Source organism: Paenibacillus dendritiformis, assembly GCF_021654795.1.
Classification (GTDB): Bacteria; Bacillota; Bacilli; order Paenibacillales; family Paenibacillaceae; genus Paenibacillus_B.
Genome location: NZ_AP025344.1, coordinates 5,464,539 through 5,480,006, shown reverse-complemented (window position 1 = coordinate 5,480,006; position 15,468 = coordinate 5,464,539). Strand labels below are relative to the sequence as shown.

Annotated in this window: 13 protein-coding genes and 1 pseudogene; 11 read left to right on the top strand and 3 right to left on the bottom strand. The window is 54.0% G+C overall.

Going from position 1 to position 15,468, the window contains the following annotated elements; all coding sequences use genetic code 11:
- The first annotated feature begins 9 nt into the window (after positions 1–9).
- From L6439_RS24365 to L6439_RS24350, 4 genes and pseudogenes are all read left to right on the top strand, one after another.
- Positions 10–786, top strand: a complete 777-nt coding sequence (locus tag L6439_RS24365; protein WP_213471131.1) for a formate/nitrite transporter family protein — start codon at positions 10–12, stop codon at positions 784–786.
- A gap of 36 nt (positions 787–822) precedes the next feature.
- Positions 823–1,248, top strand: a complete 426-nt coding sequence (locus L6439_RS24360; RefSeq protein WP_331253392.1) for a stage II sporulation protein M — start codon at positions 823–825, stop codon at positions 1,246–1,248.
- Between the two features lie 228 nt (positions 1,249–1,476).
- Positions 1,477–4,905, top strand: coding sequence for a DUF11 domain-containing protein (locus L6439_RS24355; RefSeq protein ID WP_213471132.1), 3,429 nt, complete (start codon positions 1,477–1,479; stop codon positions 4,903–4,905).
- Between the two features lie 235 nt (positions 4,906–5,140).
- A pseudogene (locus L6439_RS24350) lies at positions 5,141–5,349 on the top strand (formate/nitrite transporter family protein); the annotation flags it as partial.
- 358 nt (positions 5,350–5,707) lie between these two features.
- On the opposite strand, the gene L6439_RS24345 reads toward L6439_RS24350, so the two are convergent.
- Positions 5,708–8,359: a cation-translocating P-type ATPase gene (locus L6439_RS24345; RefSeq protein WP_213471133.1), complete on the bottom strand. Its 2,652-nt coding sequence runs from the start codon at positions 8,357–8,359 to the stop codon at positions 5,708–5,710.
- Between the two features lie 24 nt (positions 8,360–8,383).
- Positions 8,384–8,959 (bottom strand): TetR/AcrR family transcriptional regulator, encoded by a 576-nt coding sequence (locus tag L6439_RS24340; protein WP_168178653.1) that lies wholly within the window; start codon positions 8,957–8,959, stop codon positions 8,384–8,386.
- 447 nt (positions 8,960–9,406) lie between these two features.
- On the opposite strand from L6439_RS24340, the gene L6439_RS24335 reads away from it, so the two are divergent.
- Positions 9,407–10,003 (top strand): YkoP family protein, encoded by a 597-nt coding sequence (locus L6439_RS24335; RefSeq protein WP_237096956.1) that lies wholly within the window; start codon positions 9,407–9,409, stop codon positions 10,001–10,003.
- Positions 9,991–10,800: a polysaccharide deacetylase family protein gene (locus tag L6439_RS24330; protein WP_213471134.1), complete on the top strand. Its 810-nt coding sequence runs from the start codon at positions 9,991–9,993 to the stop codon at positions 10,798–10,800. Before L6439_RS24335 ends, L6439_RS24330 begins: the two co-directional genes overlap by 13 nt.
- 60 nt (positions 10,801–10,860) lie before the next feature.
- Here L6439_RS24330 and cyoE read toward each other — a convergent pair whose 3' ends face one another.
- Entirely contained in the window at positions 10,861–11,772 is a 912-nt protein-coding gene (gene cyoE, locus L6439_RS24325) for a heme o synthase (RefSeq protein ID WP_168178652.1), read from the bottom strand.
- A gap of 111 nt (positions 11,773–11,883) precedes the next feature.
- On the opposite strand from cyoE, the gene L6439_RS24320 reads away from it, so the two are divergent.
- The 5 genes from L6439_RS24320 (at position 11,884) to L6439_RS24300 (ending at position 15,453) form a co-directional block, all read left to right on the top strand.
- Positions 11,884–12,486 carry a TetR/AcrR family transcriptional regulator gene (locus tag L6439_RS24320; protein WP_213471135.1) on the top strand — a complete coding sequence of 201 codons (603 nt, stop codon included), beginning with the start codon at positions 11,884–11,886 and terminating at the stop codon, positions 12,484–12,486.
- A gap of 240 nt (positions 12,487–12,726) precedes the next feature.
- Positions 12,727–13,188: a 2-thiouracil desulfurase family protein gene (locus L6439_RS24315; protein ID WP_213471136.1), complete on the top strand. Its 462-nt coding sequence runs from the start codon at positions 12,727–12,729 to the stop codon at positions 13,186–13,188.
- Positions 13,189–13,480: 292 nt separating this feature from the next.
- On the top strand, positions 13,481–14,401 hold the full coding sequence (locus L6439_RS24310) for an HD-GYP domain-containing protein (protein ID WP_168178649.1): 921 nt from the start codon (positions 13,481–13,483) through the stop codon (positions 14,399–14,401).
- Between the two features lie 119 nt (positions 14,402–14,520).
- Entirely contained in the window at positions 14,521–14,751 is a 231-nt protein-coding gene (locus L6439_RS24305) for a hypothetical protein (protein WP_213471137.1), read from the top strand.
- Positions 14,752–14,778: 27 nt separating this feature from the next.
- A complete protein-coding gene (locus L6439_RS24300) occupies positions 14,779–15,453 on the top strand; it encodes an RCC1 domain-containing protein (RefSeq protein WP_213471138.1) in 675 nt (224 codons plus the stop codon).
- Positions 15,454–15,468 lie beyond the last annotated feature (15 nt).

The following is a 15,468-nucleotide window of genomic DNA, read 5'->3' as shown; positions in this document are numbered from 1 at the left end:
GAGTAGGCTATGGAACAGCGGCATGCATTAGATCAGGTGGAGGCCTTGGCATTAAAAAAGAAGGCGGCGTGGGACTCCGGCAAGTTCCCGTATCTGCTCCGTTCCATCCTGGCAAGCATGTTTATCGGGTTCGGCATTGTCGTTGCGTTCAAGACAGGCAATCTGTTCGACGAAGGGGCCTCGCCGTTTGCCTATACAGCGGCTGCTGTGACATTTGGCGCCGCTATTATTTTGATCGGTTACGCGGGCGGCGATTTGTTCACGGGGAATACGTTTTACTTTACCTTTTCTGCGCTGCGCGGATCGACGACCTGGGGAGACGTACTGAAGATGTGGGGCGCCAGTTATGGGGGAAACTTGATTGGCGCGCTCCTCTTCGCCGCGCTCCTATGGGGCACCGGGTTATTCCGCGAACCGCACAGCAACGTTTTTTTCTATGATGTCGTTGCGCATAAGATGGATGCTCCCGCTCTTCAGCTATTTTTTCGGGCCATTCTGTGCAATTGGCTGGTCTGCATGGCGTTCTTCATCCCGATGAGCCTCAAGGGGGATGGGCCGAAGCTGTTTGCGATGATTCTGTTTGTGTATTGCTTTTTTATTTCCGGATTCGAGCACAGCATTGCCAATATGACCTCATTTGCGATCGCCTTGATCATGGAACACCGGCCCGGCATCTCCGTATACGGAGCCCTGCATAATCTGATTCCCGTCACTTTCGGCAATATTATCGGGGGAAGCTTCTTTATGGGGGCAGTCTATTTCTATCTGGAAAAGGTGAAAACATAAAGTCTTTGAACCGGTAAACTTTCAACCGCATCGCAGATTCATGTCGATAATGCCAATCTGATCACCGGATTCGATTACGAATGGTACCAGATTGCGGCGAACAATATCGGTGCAGGTCTTCTCATTGCAGCCAGCGGGATTCTATTATCCGTTCCTGCCGTGCTGCTGACTCTCTTCAACGGGTTTATGCTCGGTTATCTCGTTATGCTGTCTGCCTCCCATTATTCTGCGGCAGCAATTATCGCGGCGTTGGCTCCCCATGGCATCTTTGAGCTTCCGGCCATCCTATTGGCCTGTACCATAGGCTTGAAGCCCTTTAGCTGGGTTCTTCGATACGTACGCACCAAGCAACCGGTTGATTGGAAGAAGGAATGGCGTACAATCGCGGCGCTGCTTGGCTTAATGGCCGTCTTGTTTACTGTGGCGAACCTGATCGAGACCTATGTCTCACCCGTACGATGAGCTGGTTCCAATATGACTTATAAAGCGAGCAAAGGCAAGGCCGTCATTACCTTTACCTATGGCGGCAAAAAAGCATCCCTGCGCATAACGGTAGAGTAGCCTGAACATATCCGGGACAACAGGAGACATCATGCCCAGCCGATGATCAGCAGGTGACAATGAACCATCGGCAAATGTCCAGAATAAGATAATGCACATCATTTAAGTCCTGTAAGGATGTGTAGGCCAATGCCGTTCATTTTACGCTTCAGTACGATTACGAGAGGTGCGATTACATTCACGGGCAACTCGCTCGGAATTAGCCGCGCCTCCCGATTTTCTCCAGCGTGCACACCGGGTACGGCTGACGCGATCGGCTCCTTTATCATCAACAACCCCGACTCGGTATGCGGTTCGGTTCCTTCCAGTCCGGCTACCGGCGGGGGAACGACGAATATGTACGCTATGAACTTTTCCACAAATGAGTTAGTTCTCCCTCCAGGCAGCACGGTGGTGTATGCCGAATTGGTATGGGGCGGGACGTATCTTATTAACGCGCCAGGCGGCGAAGATTTATCGGCAAGATTAGATGATCCCGTACGCTTCAACACGCCGGCGGGCATGTTCAATGTGAACCCAGAGACCTTTTTTAATTATGCCGTGAATGTTCAAGGGGATCTCGGTTATATCCGATCCGCGAACGTTACGGCCCTGGTCGCCGGAGGCGGTGCAGGCACTTACGGTGCAGGCCGAATTGTGGGCACGCTCGTCCCCGACCCGAATACGACGAGCTTCGCCGGTTGGACGCTTGGCGTTGTCTATGTGAATCCCGCTTTGCCTTTCCGCAGCATGAATCTCTATTTGGGGAACGTCCCCATCCAGGCCGTATCTCCTCCGGTCACGGAAATGATCGGGAACTTCCAAACCCCGTCAGTCGGTCCCATTAACGGACGGCTTCTCGTTAGCGCGCAAGAAGGGGATGCATCGATTACCGGCGACTTTGTAAGATTCGGCCCCGATCCGAACAATCTGGTGACGATTCCGCAGCCGGATGGCTTTACAAACAACTTTTTCCAATCTCTCATCTATGATGATAACGGCAATATCAATATGACTGCCACATTCGGGGATCGCAACCCGATACCCGGTCAGCCAGGCTCGAACATAAGCGACGGCAATCGGCAAGGATGGGATATCGCCAACGTCAGCATACTTTCCAGACTCGTCAATGGCCAAACATCGGCCGCGCTCCAATTCGGAACGAACGGGGACGGATACACGATCAACTTATTGGCCATTCAGATCGATAACATTCCCCCTTCCTTATTGCTCGAAAAATCCGCATTCCCCGACACGGTAACCGTAGGGGAGGAAATCGTATATACCATCGTGGTCAGCAACGACGGCGATTCCCCGCTTGAGAATACGGTGCTCACCGATCCGCTGCCGGCCGGGGTCATCTTCCAATCGGTGCAAACAACTCAAGGGACGGCATCGTTCGCGGCCGGTACGGTAACCGTCGATATCGGGACGATTCCGGTCGGACAGAGCGTCACTGTAAATATTACCGTGCTGGCTGCGTCGGTTGGACTCATATCGAATACGGCCTCGGCGCAAGCAAGCCAAACGGGGCTCATCTCTTCAACCGCAGTCACTACGATTGTGCCTCTGCCGCCTCCTGTTCTGGAAATCGAGAAATTGGCTTTTCCTTCTACCGTCGCCGTCAATTCGGAGCTCGTATATATTGTGTTTGTGTCGAATATTGGGGGGAGCACGGCCACGAATGTCGTTATGACCGATGCCCTTCCTCCGGGAACCGTATTCGTATCCGCCGAATCGGATCAAGGAACGATCGTATTCGACGGAACCGTGATCACGAATGACATCGGTTCATTGGCTCCGGGAGATACGGTGCAGATCATCATCGTCGTAAGGCCTGTGGTGACCGGACTCCTCCTGAACACCGCCACAACGTTTTCGGACCAGACGGCTCCTGAATCTGCCACGACGGAAACGGTCGTCATCGAAGAGCCGATACTGGAATTAGTGATATCGAAAGCTGCAGGGCCGGACCCGGCTACGGTGAATGAGGAGCTTATTTACACGCTGGTCGTGTCGAACGAAACGGCGGAAGTGCTGACCGGAGTGGTGGTAGAGGATGTTCTGCCGGCGGGCGTCACCTTTGTATCCGCCGAGACGACGCAGGGGACGGTCGTGGAGGTGCTCGGCACGGTGACCGCGACGATCGGCAACCTTGCCCCCGGCCAATCCGAGATCATCACCATATCGGTTATCCCGACCGCCGCCGGTGTAATCACGAACACAGCTACCGCCACCTCCAATGAAACCGCCGCCGTCATGACCTCGATCGACACGACCGTCAATCCGCTTGCTCCCGCTTCCCTTACGATAGAGAAGCTTGCCGAGCCCGATCTTGTCCATCTCGGCGACGAAGTCGTATTCCATATTACGGTATGCAATAGGGGGGAGACAACGGCGGTAAATGTGGTCGCCACCGACACCTTGCCGGAAGGAGTAGAGCTGCTGTCCGTCCAGGTCTCGGAAGGTTCGTTCGTGCAGGGAGACGGAACCGTAACCGTGGGATTCGGTTCGCTTCCTCCCGGCGGCTGCGCGAATGTGACGATGGAGGCCAGAGTGCTTGCCGTCGGCACGTTAACGAATTCGGCGATTGTTACGGCCGATAACATTATCAATCCCGAAGTGACGACCGCGGATGTCACGGTCATTCAGCCGTTGGCCATCTCGAAGCAAGCATCCAGAGATCCGGCGATTGTAGGCGATAGACTGGAGTATACAATCAGTGTCGCTAATCTTGGCGAGATCGATCTGGACAATGTCATCGTGCAGGATGTTCTTCCTCCCATGGTGCAGTTCATCAGCGTGGAGTCCGAAGGCGGGACGTGTTCCGCATTAGGGCAGACCGTCACTTGTTTCTTGGGAACGCTGGAAGCGCAGCAGGAGCGGACGATCATAATTACGGTGATTCCATTGATGGAAGGGACCATCACGAACACGGCCACGGCACAGGCGGATAATGCGGCTCCCGTGACAACGGCGCTTACGACCCGCGTGGTTCGACTGTTGGAGTGCATTGCGGCCAGCAAGCTGTTCGATTGGGTGGTGACCCGTACCGGGGTTATCGTGGAAGAGACCATTCCGGAGGACTGCAGGGCATTCATAGAGGCAGTCAAGGCGAGCGGCCGCGATGTTCTCGTGAATTGTTCCGTTGTTCCGTCGACGGAAGCATGCAGCCTCGCGATCGTCAAGCGATTGCCGCTGCCGGATATCGGTCCGCAGGCCGGCATCGTTCTGACCGCTTGTACTGTCCAGGTGCTCCTTACATTAACGGAACCGGGAACAGGGGAGCAATGCGCGTTCCCGCTCACCGCGCGGAACAACAAAAAGGTGGCGCTCTGTCTGCCGAATCCGCTGGACGAATCCAACATCGCTTCCCGGATGTTCGACATCCATTGTGCCGCAAGAGTAACGGACAGCTCATCTATCGAGGTGCAGATCGATTGGTGCCTTGAGCTTATTGTCAAATTCGTCATCCCGATCATGATCGAGGCGACGATGTGTCAGCCTAGAGAAGAAGTACCGCTTTCGGAGCTGCCGTGCAGCATCCGAGTTCCCTCCGACTGCGGCATGGGACGATAACAGTACATTAAATGCGGCTGGGCAGGCGGCATTCCCGCAGAGCGAAGCCCGGGTTAGATCCGGCTTGCATGAATGGATATGCACGTATGGGATATATCAGTTAGAGGCATGCTACAGGGAAAGAATGAGGTTAAGGGAGCAGGTTATGGAACAGCGGCATGCATTAGATCAGGTTGAGGCCCTGGCATTAAAAAAGAAGGCGGCGTGGGACTCCGGCAAGTTCCAGTATCTGCTTCGTTCCATCCTGTGCAATTGGCTGGTCTGCATGGCGTTTTTTATCCCCATGAGTCTCAAGGGGGACGGGCCGAAGCTGTTTGATCATGGAGCAGCGGCCCGGCATCTCCCTCGGTGCATAATATAATCCCCGTTACCTTAGGCAATATCATCGGGGGAAGCGTCTTTATGGGGTTGGTGTATTTCTATCTGGAAAAGGTGAAAACATAACGCCTAGGGAAGCGGGAAAACGCAGAGAACGGAAAAACACAGAGATGAGGGTCAATGTCATTAAGATAAGGCGCGGAAACCATAATCAAGCACAAGAGCAGGTTATCGAAAAGATAGTCCGCTCTTTTTTTGTTTCAAAAGAAAATCAAGACTTAACAGGCAGATGGATATGTGTGGCGAAGATCCTTGAAACACGAGGAGGCCACGTCCATGAATGAGTACGCGAATTCGCTAAAAAAACGCTGACAACCCTCATATGAGATGAGGGTCTCTGTGTTTTTTGCATTTTGCTCTCGCTCTTTCCGTTAGAGGAGAGGGAACGAATCAGGGCGGCCCCGGGCCGCCCTGCATTTCCAATCTAGGCTTGCGCTGCTCTTCGCCGCGCACGCTTCTGTAGCTTGATCAGCTCGACCACGACGAGCGGGATGACGGACAGCACCGCAACCAGAGCCCAGTGGGCCAAGCTCAGCGGGACGAGGTGGAAGATGTCCATCAGCGCCGGGATCGCGGCTACCCCGAATACAATCGCCAGTGAGAGCATCGCGCACCAGAACAATGGCCGGTTGGACATGAACCCGATCGTGAAAATCGACAAGGTGTTGCTGCGCACATTGAAAATATGAACGACAGAGGACCAGCCGAGGATGACAAAGGCCATCGTCTGTCCCACTTCGTAGGACGGCCCGATTTGATCAGAGATTTGTACAAAGTTCCCTACATAGAAGCCAATTAACGTCAGAATCGTGTAAACCGTTGCTTGAAAGGCAATCTTCTTGCCCAAGCCATTCGAGAAGATGCCGGCATTCTTCGCGACTGGCTTCTGCCGCATCGCATCTGGCTCCATCTTCTCGCGGCTCAAGCAGAAGCCTGGAATCCCGTCAGCGACGACGTTGATTAAGAGCAATTGAATCGCGATGACCGGCGCTCCCCAACCGAGCAGAATCGCAATAATCATGATCATGATCTCAGAGAAGTTGCAGCTGAGCAGGAAGTAGATCGTCTTGCGTATATTTTCGTAGACGCGTCTTCCTTCCCCCACGGCATCGACAATCGTTGCGAAGTTATCGTCGGTCAATACCATGTCCGAAGCGCTCTTCGCCACATCTGTTCCGGTGATGCCCATAGCCGTGCCGACATCCGCAGCCTTCAACGCAGGGGCGTCATTCACCCCGTCGCCGGTCATCGCGACGACAGCATCATTGGCCTGCCAAGCTTTGACGATACGAATCTTGTCCTCCGGGGACACGCGGCCATATACGGCAATATCTTTGACCTTGCGCGCGAGCTCCTCGTCGGACATGCGCGCCAGCTCTTCGCCGGATATCGCGAGGTCTCCGTCTTCGAGTATGCCAATCTCGCGGGCAATGGCCGAGGCCGTGGCCATATGATCTCCCGTGATCATGACCGTCTTAATTCCTGCATCCTTGGCGGCTTGCACCGCAGCCTTGCTCTCCGGGCGCGGCGGATCAATCATGCCTACGAGACCGGCGAAGCGCAGACCCTGCTCCAGTTCTTCCGCGTCCAGCCTCTCAGGGAGCTCATCATAGTGCTTGTACCCCAGCGCAAGGACGCGAAGGGCTTGCTCGGCGAATCGATCGTGAACCTGGTTCGCCTGCGCTTGATGCTGCATCGTGCAGGCCGCATTCGGATCCAGCGGAATCCGATCGAACGCGCCCTTGGTGATGGAGATATAACCATCCGCGGTGCGGTGCACCGCCGTCATCAGCTTCCGTGAAGAATCAAAGGGCAGCTCATGCACACGCGGATATTTCGCTTCAAGCTCTGCCTTGGTCATCCCTTTATTCAGCATGAGGCGAATAATCGCGGACTCGGTCGGATCGCCGATCACCGTCTCTTCTCCATCCTGTACTTCGATGGATGCGTTGCTTGCCAGGCTGAACATGACGAGAAGATCGTTCTCGGCGTCATTAAATACAGCTCCGGCCTCCTTCGGCTCATGAGAGGCCGCCCAGATCCGCTGAATCGTCATCTGATTTTGTGTCAGCGTTCCCGTCTTGTCGGAGCAGATGACCGATGCGCTGCCGAGCGCCTCCACCGCCGGAATGCGGCGAATGATGGCGTTTTTCTTCACCATGTTCTGAATGCCGAAGGCCAGGGTGATGGTGACGATGACAGGCAGCGTCTCCGGCACGGCCGCTACGGCCAGGGATACGGCGGTCATCAGCATTTCCATCATTGTCTCGCCATGCATGAGGCCAATGAAGAAGACAAGCGCGCCAGATGCGACAGCCACGACGCTTAGCTTCTTCCCGAGCTCCATGAGGCGATTTTGAAGCGGAGTCTTGCTCTTTTTCGTATTGTTGAGAAGGGAAGCGATCTTGCCCATCTCGGTCTCCATCCCGGTGGCTACGACCACGGCTCTGCCGCGGCCATTGGTGACCAGGCAGCCGGAGAAGAGCATATTCACCCGGTCACCGAGCGGGGCGGATGCTTTCACTTTTGCATTCGCGTTTTTCTCCGATGGGACACTCTCGCCCGTTAAGGCAGATTCCTCGACTAGCAGGTTGGAGCTCTCGATAATACGGGCATCCGCCGGAACCATATCTCCGGCTTCGACCACGATAATATCGCCGGGTACGAGCTCTTTCGCATTGATGGGCTGCAGCATGCCATCGCGCACCACCTTGGCCAGAGGAGCATTCATATTTTTGAGAGCATCCAGCGCCTTTTCGGCGCTAACCTCCTGACGGATGCCGAGCACCGCATTCAGGATGACGATGGCGAGGATGACGATCGGCTCCGCATAGTCATGCCCCTCCGTTACCGCCAGATAAGTGGAAATGATGGCGGCGACAATCAGGATTAACGTGGTAACCTCTGACAATTGATGCAGGAGCTTCGCCCAGATGTTCTCTTTCTTCTCTTCTTCGAACTCATTGTAGCCCTTTTGCGCCAGCATCTCCGCTGCCTGCTTGCTGCTTAGTCCGTTCTCTTTGTTTGTCCGAAGCGTCTTAAAGATATCCTCCCGTGTTCTCTCCATCCATTTCATTCAATGCACCTCTCTTTATGAAATCTATCCGCCCCAGAGGCGAAGCAAAAATTCAACGAGCATTTCCTTTTTCATATCCAGTCGAACGGGGTGGCCAAAAGATTCTGCCTTCACTTTCTCAAGAATAAGGGTGAGCAGCACACTGTTCGCGATGAGCGCGATGCCGCTGATTTCATCCTCGGTGATGGAGTCGTCCGCCATCTTGGCAATCTCTTTTTCAAGTTCCTCCGTGATATATTCGAAGATCGAAGGATACATAAATTCCAGCTCTTTGCTGCCCATTTCTCTAATGGTGACCAAGAAGAACGCTTTATGCTCTTCGTATATCTCATGGATAAAATCAATCTTCGCCAGCAGAAGTTCGCGAATGTTTTCATGGTCGGCGTGGAAAAAGGTGTCGATTTTTGTTTTGATCCTGGTCATTTGTTGTTCCAGCGCTTCATGAATGAGATCATCTTTGCCTTTGAAATGCTTGAATATCGTTGCTTCATTAATGGCTGCCTGCCGGGCGATACATTTGGTTGTCGTACCCTTGAATCCATGCACCGCCATATTTTCCAAGGCGGCCGACAGCATTTTTTCTCTAACCGTCTGTTTCACAGAAGAGCTCTCCTTTCTATTAGTCAAGTAAGTACTTGCTTGATTTTTAGTTTACGGCTTGACGGCCGGCATGTCTGTGAAATAGATCGCATTTTTTTATTTTTTTTGCCGCGCCTCTCAAGGCGCATCATAAGAAATTTGTAAGAATCGAGTAAGAAATAAGCAAACATCGATTCCTATAATGAAGTTGTAACGAAACGAGGGACTTGTCGATACGCCGCATCGAGCATATCGATGTGTAAGATAACCAACCAGGGAGGGGGGGAGAGATGGCGCATCAAGCTTCAGCGGAATCGGATTGCTGGTTACGAGGAAAAGGGGTAACCGGGAAGAGGTACGTCAAATGAGTAACGGGTACGGGGCTGTGCCTGAAGCCGGTAATGGCTGGGGGCGGCCTCCTAGGGAAATGAACTTATTTTACGAAGGAAACAGGTGACGGGATTGAGTGTGTTGGCATCAACTTCAAAAGCATGCGTGCAAGGTCTATGGATGATGTGGGAGCGGGCGTTTGATCTGATTACGAAGGCAAGAAGCGTATCCGTATCCCAATATGGGATATGCAAGCTTGTCGTAAGACGCTATCATGGGCGCAGCATGCAATGCAATGACGGACAATGGGTGCATCCCGGCGATTGGGTAGGGGAGCTCCATCTGGATAACAGGCAGGTGCTGGAGCTGTCCCGTTCTCACGGGCCGAATCGGGCCGCCTTGATGACGGCGCGGCAGCTGCGCGAGGCGCTCCATCAGATCAGCAGGGCCATCGACGGCACGCCCGAGCTTGGGAAGGTCACCGCGCTAACGGGCATCACCTTGCTCCATCGCGGCATAATTTATGGATTGGGCTTTGAGCTCCACCCGATGAAGTCCAAATGGCTCCGCTGGACGACGACGCACTATCTTCGCCTCTTGCTGGCGGTAATGCATCCAAGCGGCACGCGAAGAGTGAAGCAGAACAGCGGGAAGCTCAATCCGATGGTATTGATGATGACGAAGCGGTCTTTACTGGAGCGGTACCGCCAAGATGTGATTCCATGCCAAAGCTGATGCTTGGCGGAGCGCTGTTGATTCTGGTGCTGATCGTCTTTTACATGGGGCTCCCATTTGTCATAACGAGAATATGCGGGATTGGTGTCTTAAGAAAAGGAAAGCCTGCGGCGCGGATCGCCCTTACCTTTGATGACGGGCCTGATCCGCGGTACACTCCCCAACTGCTTGATTTGCTCCAGGAGCATGGGGCGAAGGCCACCTTTTTCGTGCTGGGCAGCAAGGCGGAGCAGTATCCGGATTTGACGAGGCGCATCTATCTCGAAGGCCATCAGCTCGGGATACACAACTATTCGCATCTGCCCAATTGGTTGATGTCGCCCTGGCAGGTGAGGGAGCGGCATGTGGAGCGAACGGCCGATATTGTCGAGCGCCTCGTCGGAGAACGCCCCGTTTGTTATCGGCCGCCATGGGGGATGATGAATGGAGGAGACTGGTTCTTGCTGCGCAAAACGTACCGGATCGTTCTCTGGTCCGTGATGGGGTGGGATTGGATGCGCGGCACGGATGCGGGGCGGTTGACGCGAAGGCTGCTGCGGAACATCAAGCCCGGCTCCATCGTGCTGCTGCATGACAGCGGCGACACGGCCGGGGCGGACGAGGATGCTCCGCGGCAAATGCTGAAGAGTCTGCGGGAGGTTCTTGCCAAGCTGCGTCTGCAGGGTTATCGATGCGTGCGTGTAGACGAGCTTCAAGGGCAGCCGCATGCCGGCCGCAGCCCAATGGTTCAAGCGGGACGCGGCCAGGTGAAGATGGCGCTGCCGCGCCAGCGCGGATACCATCAGAATCACGGCTGACAAGGTCACGCGCCGGCTATGAAGATCTGCGGCATCAGAGTTTTTCCTATGCATCGGGGCTCACAGCAATATGCCGATCAAAGAATAGATAATTACGGTGGAGAACAAAACAGTCATATGAAAAAGCGAGAATAAAAACATGGATCTGGCCCATCTCTCGGAGTCCATTTTTCGATACCCGACCAGGCTGAGCAACAGCCAAGAGACACTCGACAGCAAAGCGACCAGCATCAGGCCGAGGCTTAGCGGCCAGAACAGACAGCTTGCCAAAATGAGAGCCGTCAAATACAGATTCGTCTGGATATAGGTTCTGTGGATGCCTTTGACGACGGGAAGCATCGGGATGTTCGCCGCCCTGTACTCTTCATGCTTGCGGATCGCGATCGCATAGAAGTGGGGCATCTGCCAGATGACAGCGTGTACAAAAAGTCCGATAATCGCAGGATGGGCCAGGTCCGGATAGATCGCGGCCCATCCGATAAGCGGGGGCATCGCTCCGGCAATGCTGCCTATCTCCGTATTGTAGACCGTCTTTCTTTTGCTCCACATCGTATAGGGAACCGTGTAAAAGAACAAACCGAGAAAACCGAGCAATGCGGCCAGCGGCGTGGCCAAATATAAGGCCGCCAGACCAAGAATAGAAGCGGCGATGCCAAGCCAGAGCACGGACGCCGGCTGGATTTCCCCGGTCACCGTCGGCCTGTTTTTGGTTCTCTTCATGATGGAGTCGATATCCCGGTCATACAGGTTATTGAAGGCTCCGGCCGCGCCCATGACGAACACCGATCCCATCAAGGCCAGTATCATCTCCGGCAGCTTCTCCGCCAAGCTCAGATGATAGGTATATAAGGCCAACGTCAACCCGGCGAACATCGGAATCAGGTTGGATATGATAATTCCGCTCTTGACCGTCTGGGCCAAGATGGCCGTCCGAGTCCGCTCTTGCTGTGGAACGTCAAGCGCCCTTCGCATAATGAACCTCTCCCTTGTGATGAATTTTATTTTATATACGAATTAGAATATATATACTATGTGGTATGTTAATGGGGTGTGGTATCATTGTCAAGTGAGGGAGGAAGAACCATGGGCAGACGGAGATTAACCCAGGAACAACGTAAACAGGAAACGCGGCAATTGCTTATCGAGTCGGCGATCGAGATCTTTGCCCAGTTCGGCTTCCACGGCGCTTCTGTAGATAAAATCGCAGAGCATGCGGGCTTTAGCAAAGGGGCCGTGTATGCTCATTTCAAGTCGAAAGAAGAGCTTTTTCTCGCCATATTGGAGCAGCAGATGCTGTTGCAAGTTGATAATATTCGGCAAGTCATCGAGCGGCAGCATTCCATCTCCCAGTTCATTGACGCGATGGATGCTTGCTTCGGAACGGTGAAGAAGCGAAACCGGACCTGGAATATGCTGTATATCGAGTTTTTGCTGTACGCGATGCGCGAAGAAGCGGTGCGCCACAAATGGTCGCGCATGCTCACGGAATCCGTCGCGCAAATTTCAGGGTCCATTGGGCAACTGATCTCGAGGGAGAAGGGCGGAACGGCGTTATCGGCGGATGACATTGCATGGACGATTCTGGCTCTGGAAAATGGCCTGGCCATATTCAGTTATATTGGCGACGAGAGCATGCCCCCCTATTTATATAAGAAGGCTCTGCATCATCTGCTTGCGTCACGGTGACGAAGCAGCCATAGCCGGCGGAAGTCGAGACGGTCTCAGGCGTTGAGCCAGAGGCCCCTCGGCTTCTTTTTTGTCCCCATGTCTGCGTCCATGACTAGAAAAAGAGATTGACCGTGCGGAATTCAGGAATTTTCTCCTGTTTTTTTCTCGGTTTTTTGTTTATTCCTGCAAGTTGTCGCGGTAAAATAGATAGGCGCTTGCTAGCTGCAGATTCGAATCGAATAGAAAAGAGGAAGAAACGTGATTATCGTCAGTGCTTGTCTGGCCGGATTGGAAGTAAGATATGATGGAACGCACCGACTCGATCATCGCATCGCGAGGCTGCTGGAGCAAGGGAAGGCCGTTACCGCCTGCCCGGAGCTGCTGGGAGGCTTCGCGACTCCCCGGGAACCGGCCGAGATTATCGGCGGAGACGGGGAGGATGTCCTGGACGGGAAGGCCCGCGTCATCGAGCGAACAGGCAGAGACGTGACCGCCATGTACGTCGAAGGAGCCCGGGAGACACTGAGACAGGCCCAAGCGATGAAGGCCACGCTCGTCGTGCTCAAGGAATACAGTCCTTCTTGCGGAAGCTCGATGATTTATAATGGAGAATTCGCTGGCAAGGCGAAGGCAGGGCTCGGCGTAACCGCTGCGCTCTTGAGAAGGCACGGAATCGAAGTGGAATCGGAGGAGCAGTTCGCGAGGCGGCATATCGGGTAAGTCATCACCATGCCGCTGAAGGAGAAGCAATGGGCTGCGGTTATCGATTCTTCGATGAGCTTCCGGCCCGGGAGGCCGCGTGCAAGCCCGCGAAGTCAAGCGGCTTTTGTATATGAAGGCATCAACAAGCAGGTAGTACAATTCGGGAATCGCCTGGTGTGAGATCAGGAACGCAGCGTGCGAACGGAGAAGAAGGCCAGGCAATGAAGGAGAGCGGGAACGTGTCCGCTCAACCTTGGATCCCGAGATAAGGTGGAATATGGTTCATTTTGCGCAAAGAAGATTACTGAAAATGTGGTGGGAGCGGCCCATCCTGTTTATTGTACTGTACGTATTCTGTTTATCGCTTACGATATGGATTGACGGATTCCTCTACCCGGATCAGGATATGTTCGTCTGGTATCTCGTCGATATCGTGCTTGCCGGATTCGGGTTCTGGCGCATTCCGCTGCTGCAGCTTCTCGCGGCGGCAGTGATTACATGGCTCCATTACGCGTTGGCTCCTTTTCCGTTCCCGCGTGCCAATGTGTTTATATCCCAAGCTCTTATTCATTTATTAGCGATTTTATCGATATCTTTTGCCATTAAATATTACATCCGCGAAAAAGAGAATACGCTCAACCTGACGCTGACCTTAGCCAAGTCGCTGGATTCGAGAGATCCGTATACGGCCTTCCATTCGGAGAATGTGGCTTATTATGCCGTATGCATCGCGACAGAGATGGGGCTGAAGCGCAAGCTGTGCGGCCATATTTATATCGGCGGCCTCCTGCACGATATCGGAAAAATAGGCGTGCCCGAATCGATTCTGAACAAGCCGTCCAAGCTGACGATGGAAGAGTATGAGGTCATTAAGCGGCATCCCGTCATCGGCTATGAGATGGTGAAGCATATTTCTTGCTTTCAAAAAAACGGCGTTCTCGACATGATTCTGTTCCATCACGAACGCTATGACGGGACCGGATATCCGCATGGATTGCGGGGGAGCGAGATTCCGCTGGCGGCGCGCATTATGGCCGTGGCCGATTCCTTCGACGCGATGACGTCAAGGCGGATCTACCGGCCCGAGGCCGATATCCGCTGCGCCCTGGAGGAGATTCGCAAGCATAAAGGGACGCAATTCGATCCCGGCATCGCCGATATCTTCATCCAGATTGTCGAGCGGGAAGGGGAACGCATCCTGTCTCATCCTCGAAATATTATCGCAAGATGACTTCGGGAAGTCCCATCTGCTGAATGATGTGTTTGGAAGGGGCTTAACGCCTCATAAGTTAGTTATATTTTCCCGACAAAGAATTGTGGCTATATACCTAGATACCGGGGGATAGCGGAATGGCATGCAAGAGAAAAAGAAGCGGGACCCTAGCGCTGAGGTTGCTAATCGCGCTGCTGTGGACGGTGGCGGCAGCGCTGCATGCGGAAGCGGCAAAGGCGGCGGATGGAGGCTCGGTCTCGCTCAATGCCTTCTTGGCCCCGGATCGGACGCTGTATGTGAAAGTATTGGCGCCGGAGTATGCCGGCAAGCCCATGCCGGATGGACAGTATGTCGTCATCGGCGCCTAGCTCCAGCGCGATGGATAGGCGAACCAGGTGACATTTCGCGAGTTCGACGAGAAGGGCTTTGTCAGGACGTCCATGGGGGAGGTGGAGGGAGCCCGGTACGTGTCCGTCGAATGGGGCGATCATACTTACTGGACGGACATTAAGCGCGAAGGCAGCTTCGAGCTGGCGAATGGCCTGATGTCTGCGGAGGAAAGGGCGAAGCTGCTGAGCTGCACGAAGGAGGTTGAGCCCGAGGATTTGATTTGGAAGCTGGACATAGGCCAAGCGAAGGCGATCGCGGCGGGGAATTTGCGAAGCTATGCGGTGCTGAAGGACGGTACGGTCTGGTCATGGAAAAATATCGTGCAGAAGAAGAAATATGCGGCGGCACAGCTGCCGGGATTTCCGAAGATGGCGGCCATCGCGGCCGGAAGGCGGAACGGAGACTGGGATAAACCAACCTATGCTTCCGTCACGGCGGGCTCCAACGGGGCCATCCTGCTGACGAAAAATAAGGAGATGCTCTTCTTCGGTTATTTATCCGTTCCGGACTGGCAATCTGTATCAGAAGGCCGATTGCGTCGCGGCGGCCGGCAGCAATGTGTCCGTCAACTCGAACGGGCAGATGTGTGGGCATACGGAACGAATAATGATTATGGACAGCTGGGGAACGGCACGCAAGCGAAATATGAGACGGCGCAGCCGATCCGTTTCTCGGAATAAAGCATTGTTCCCGAT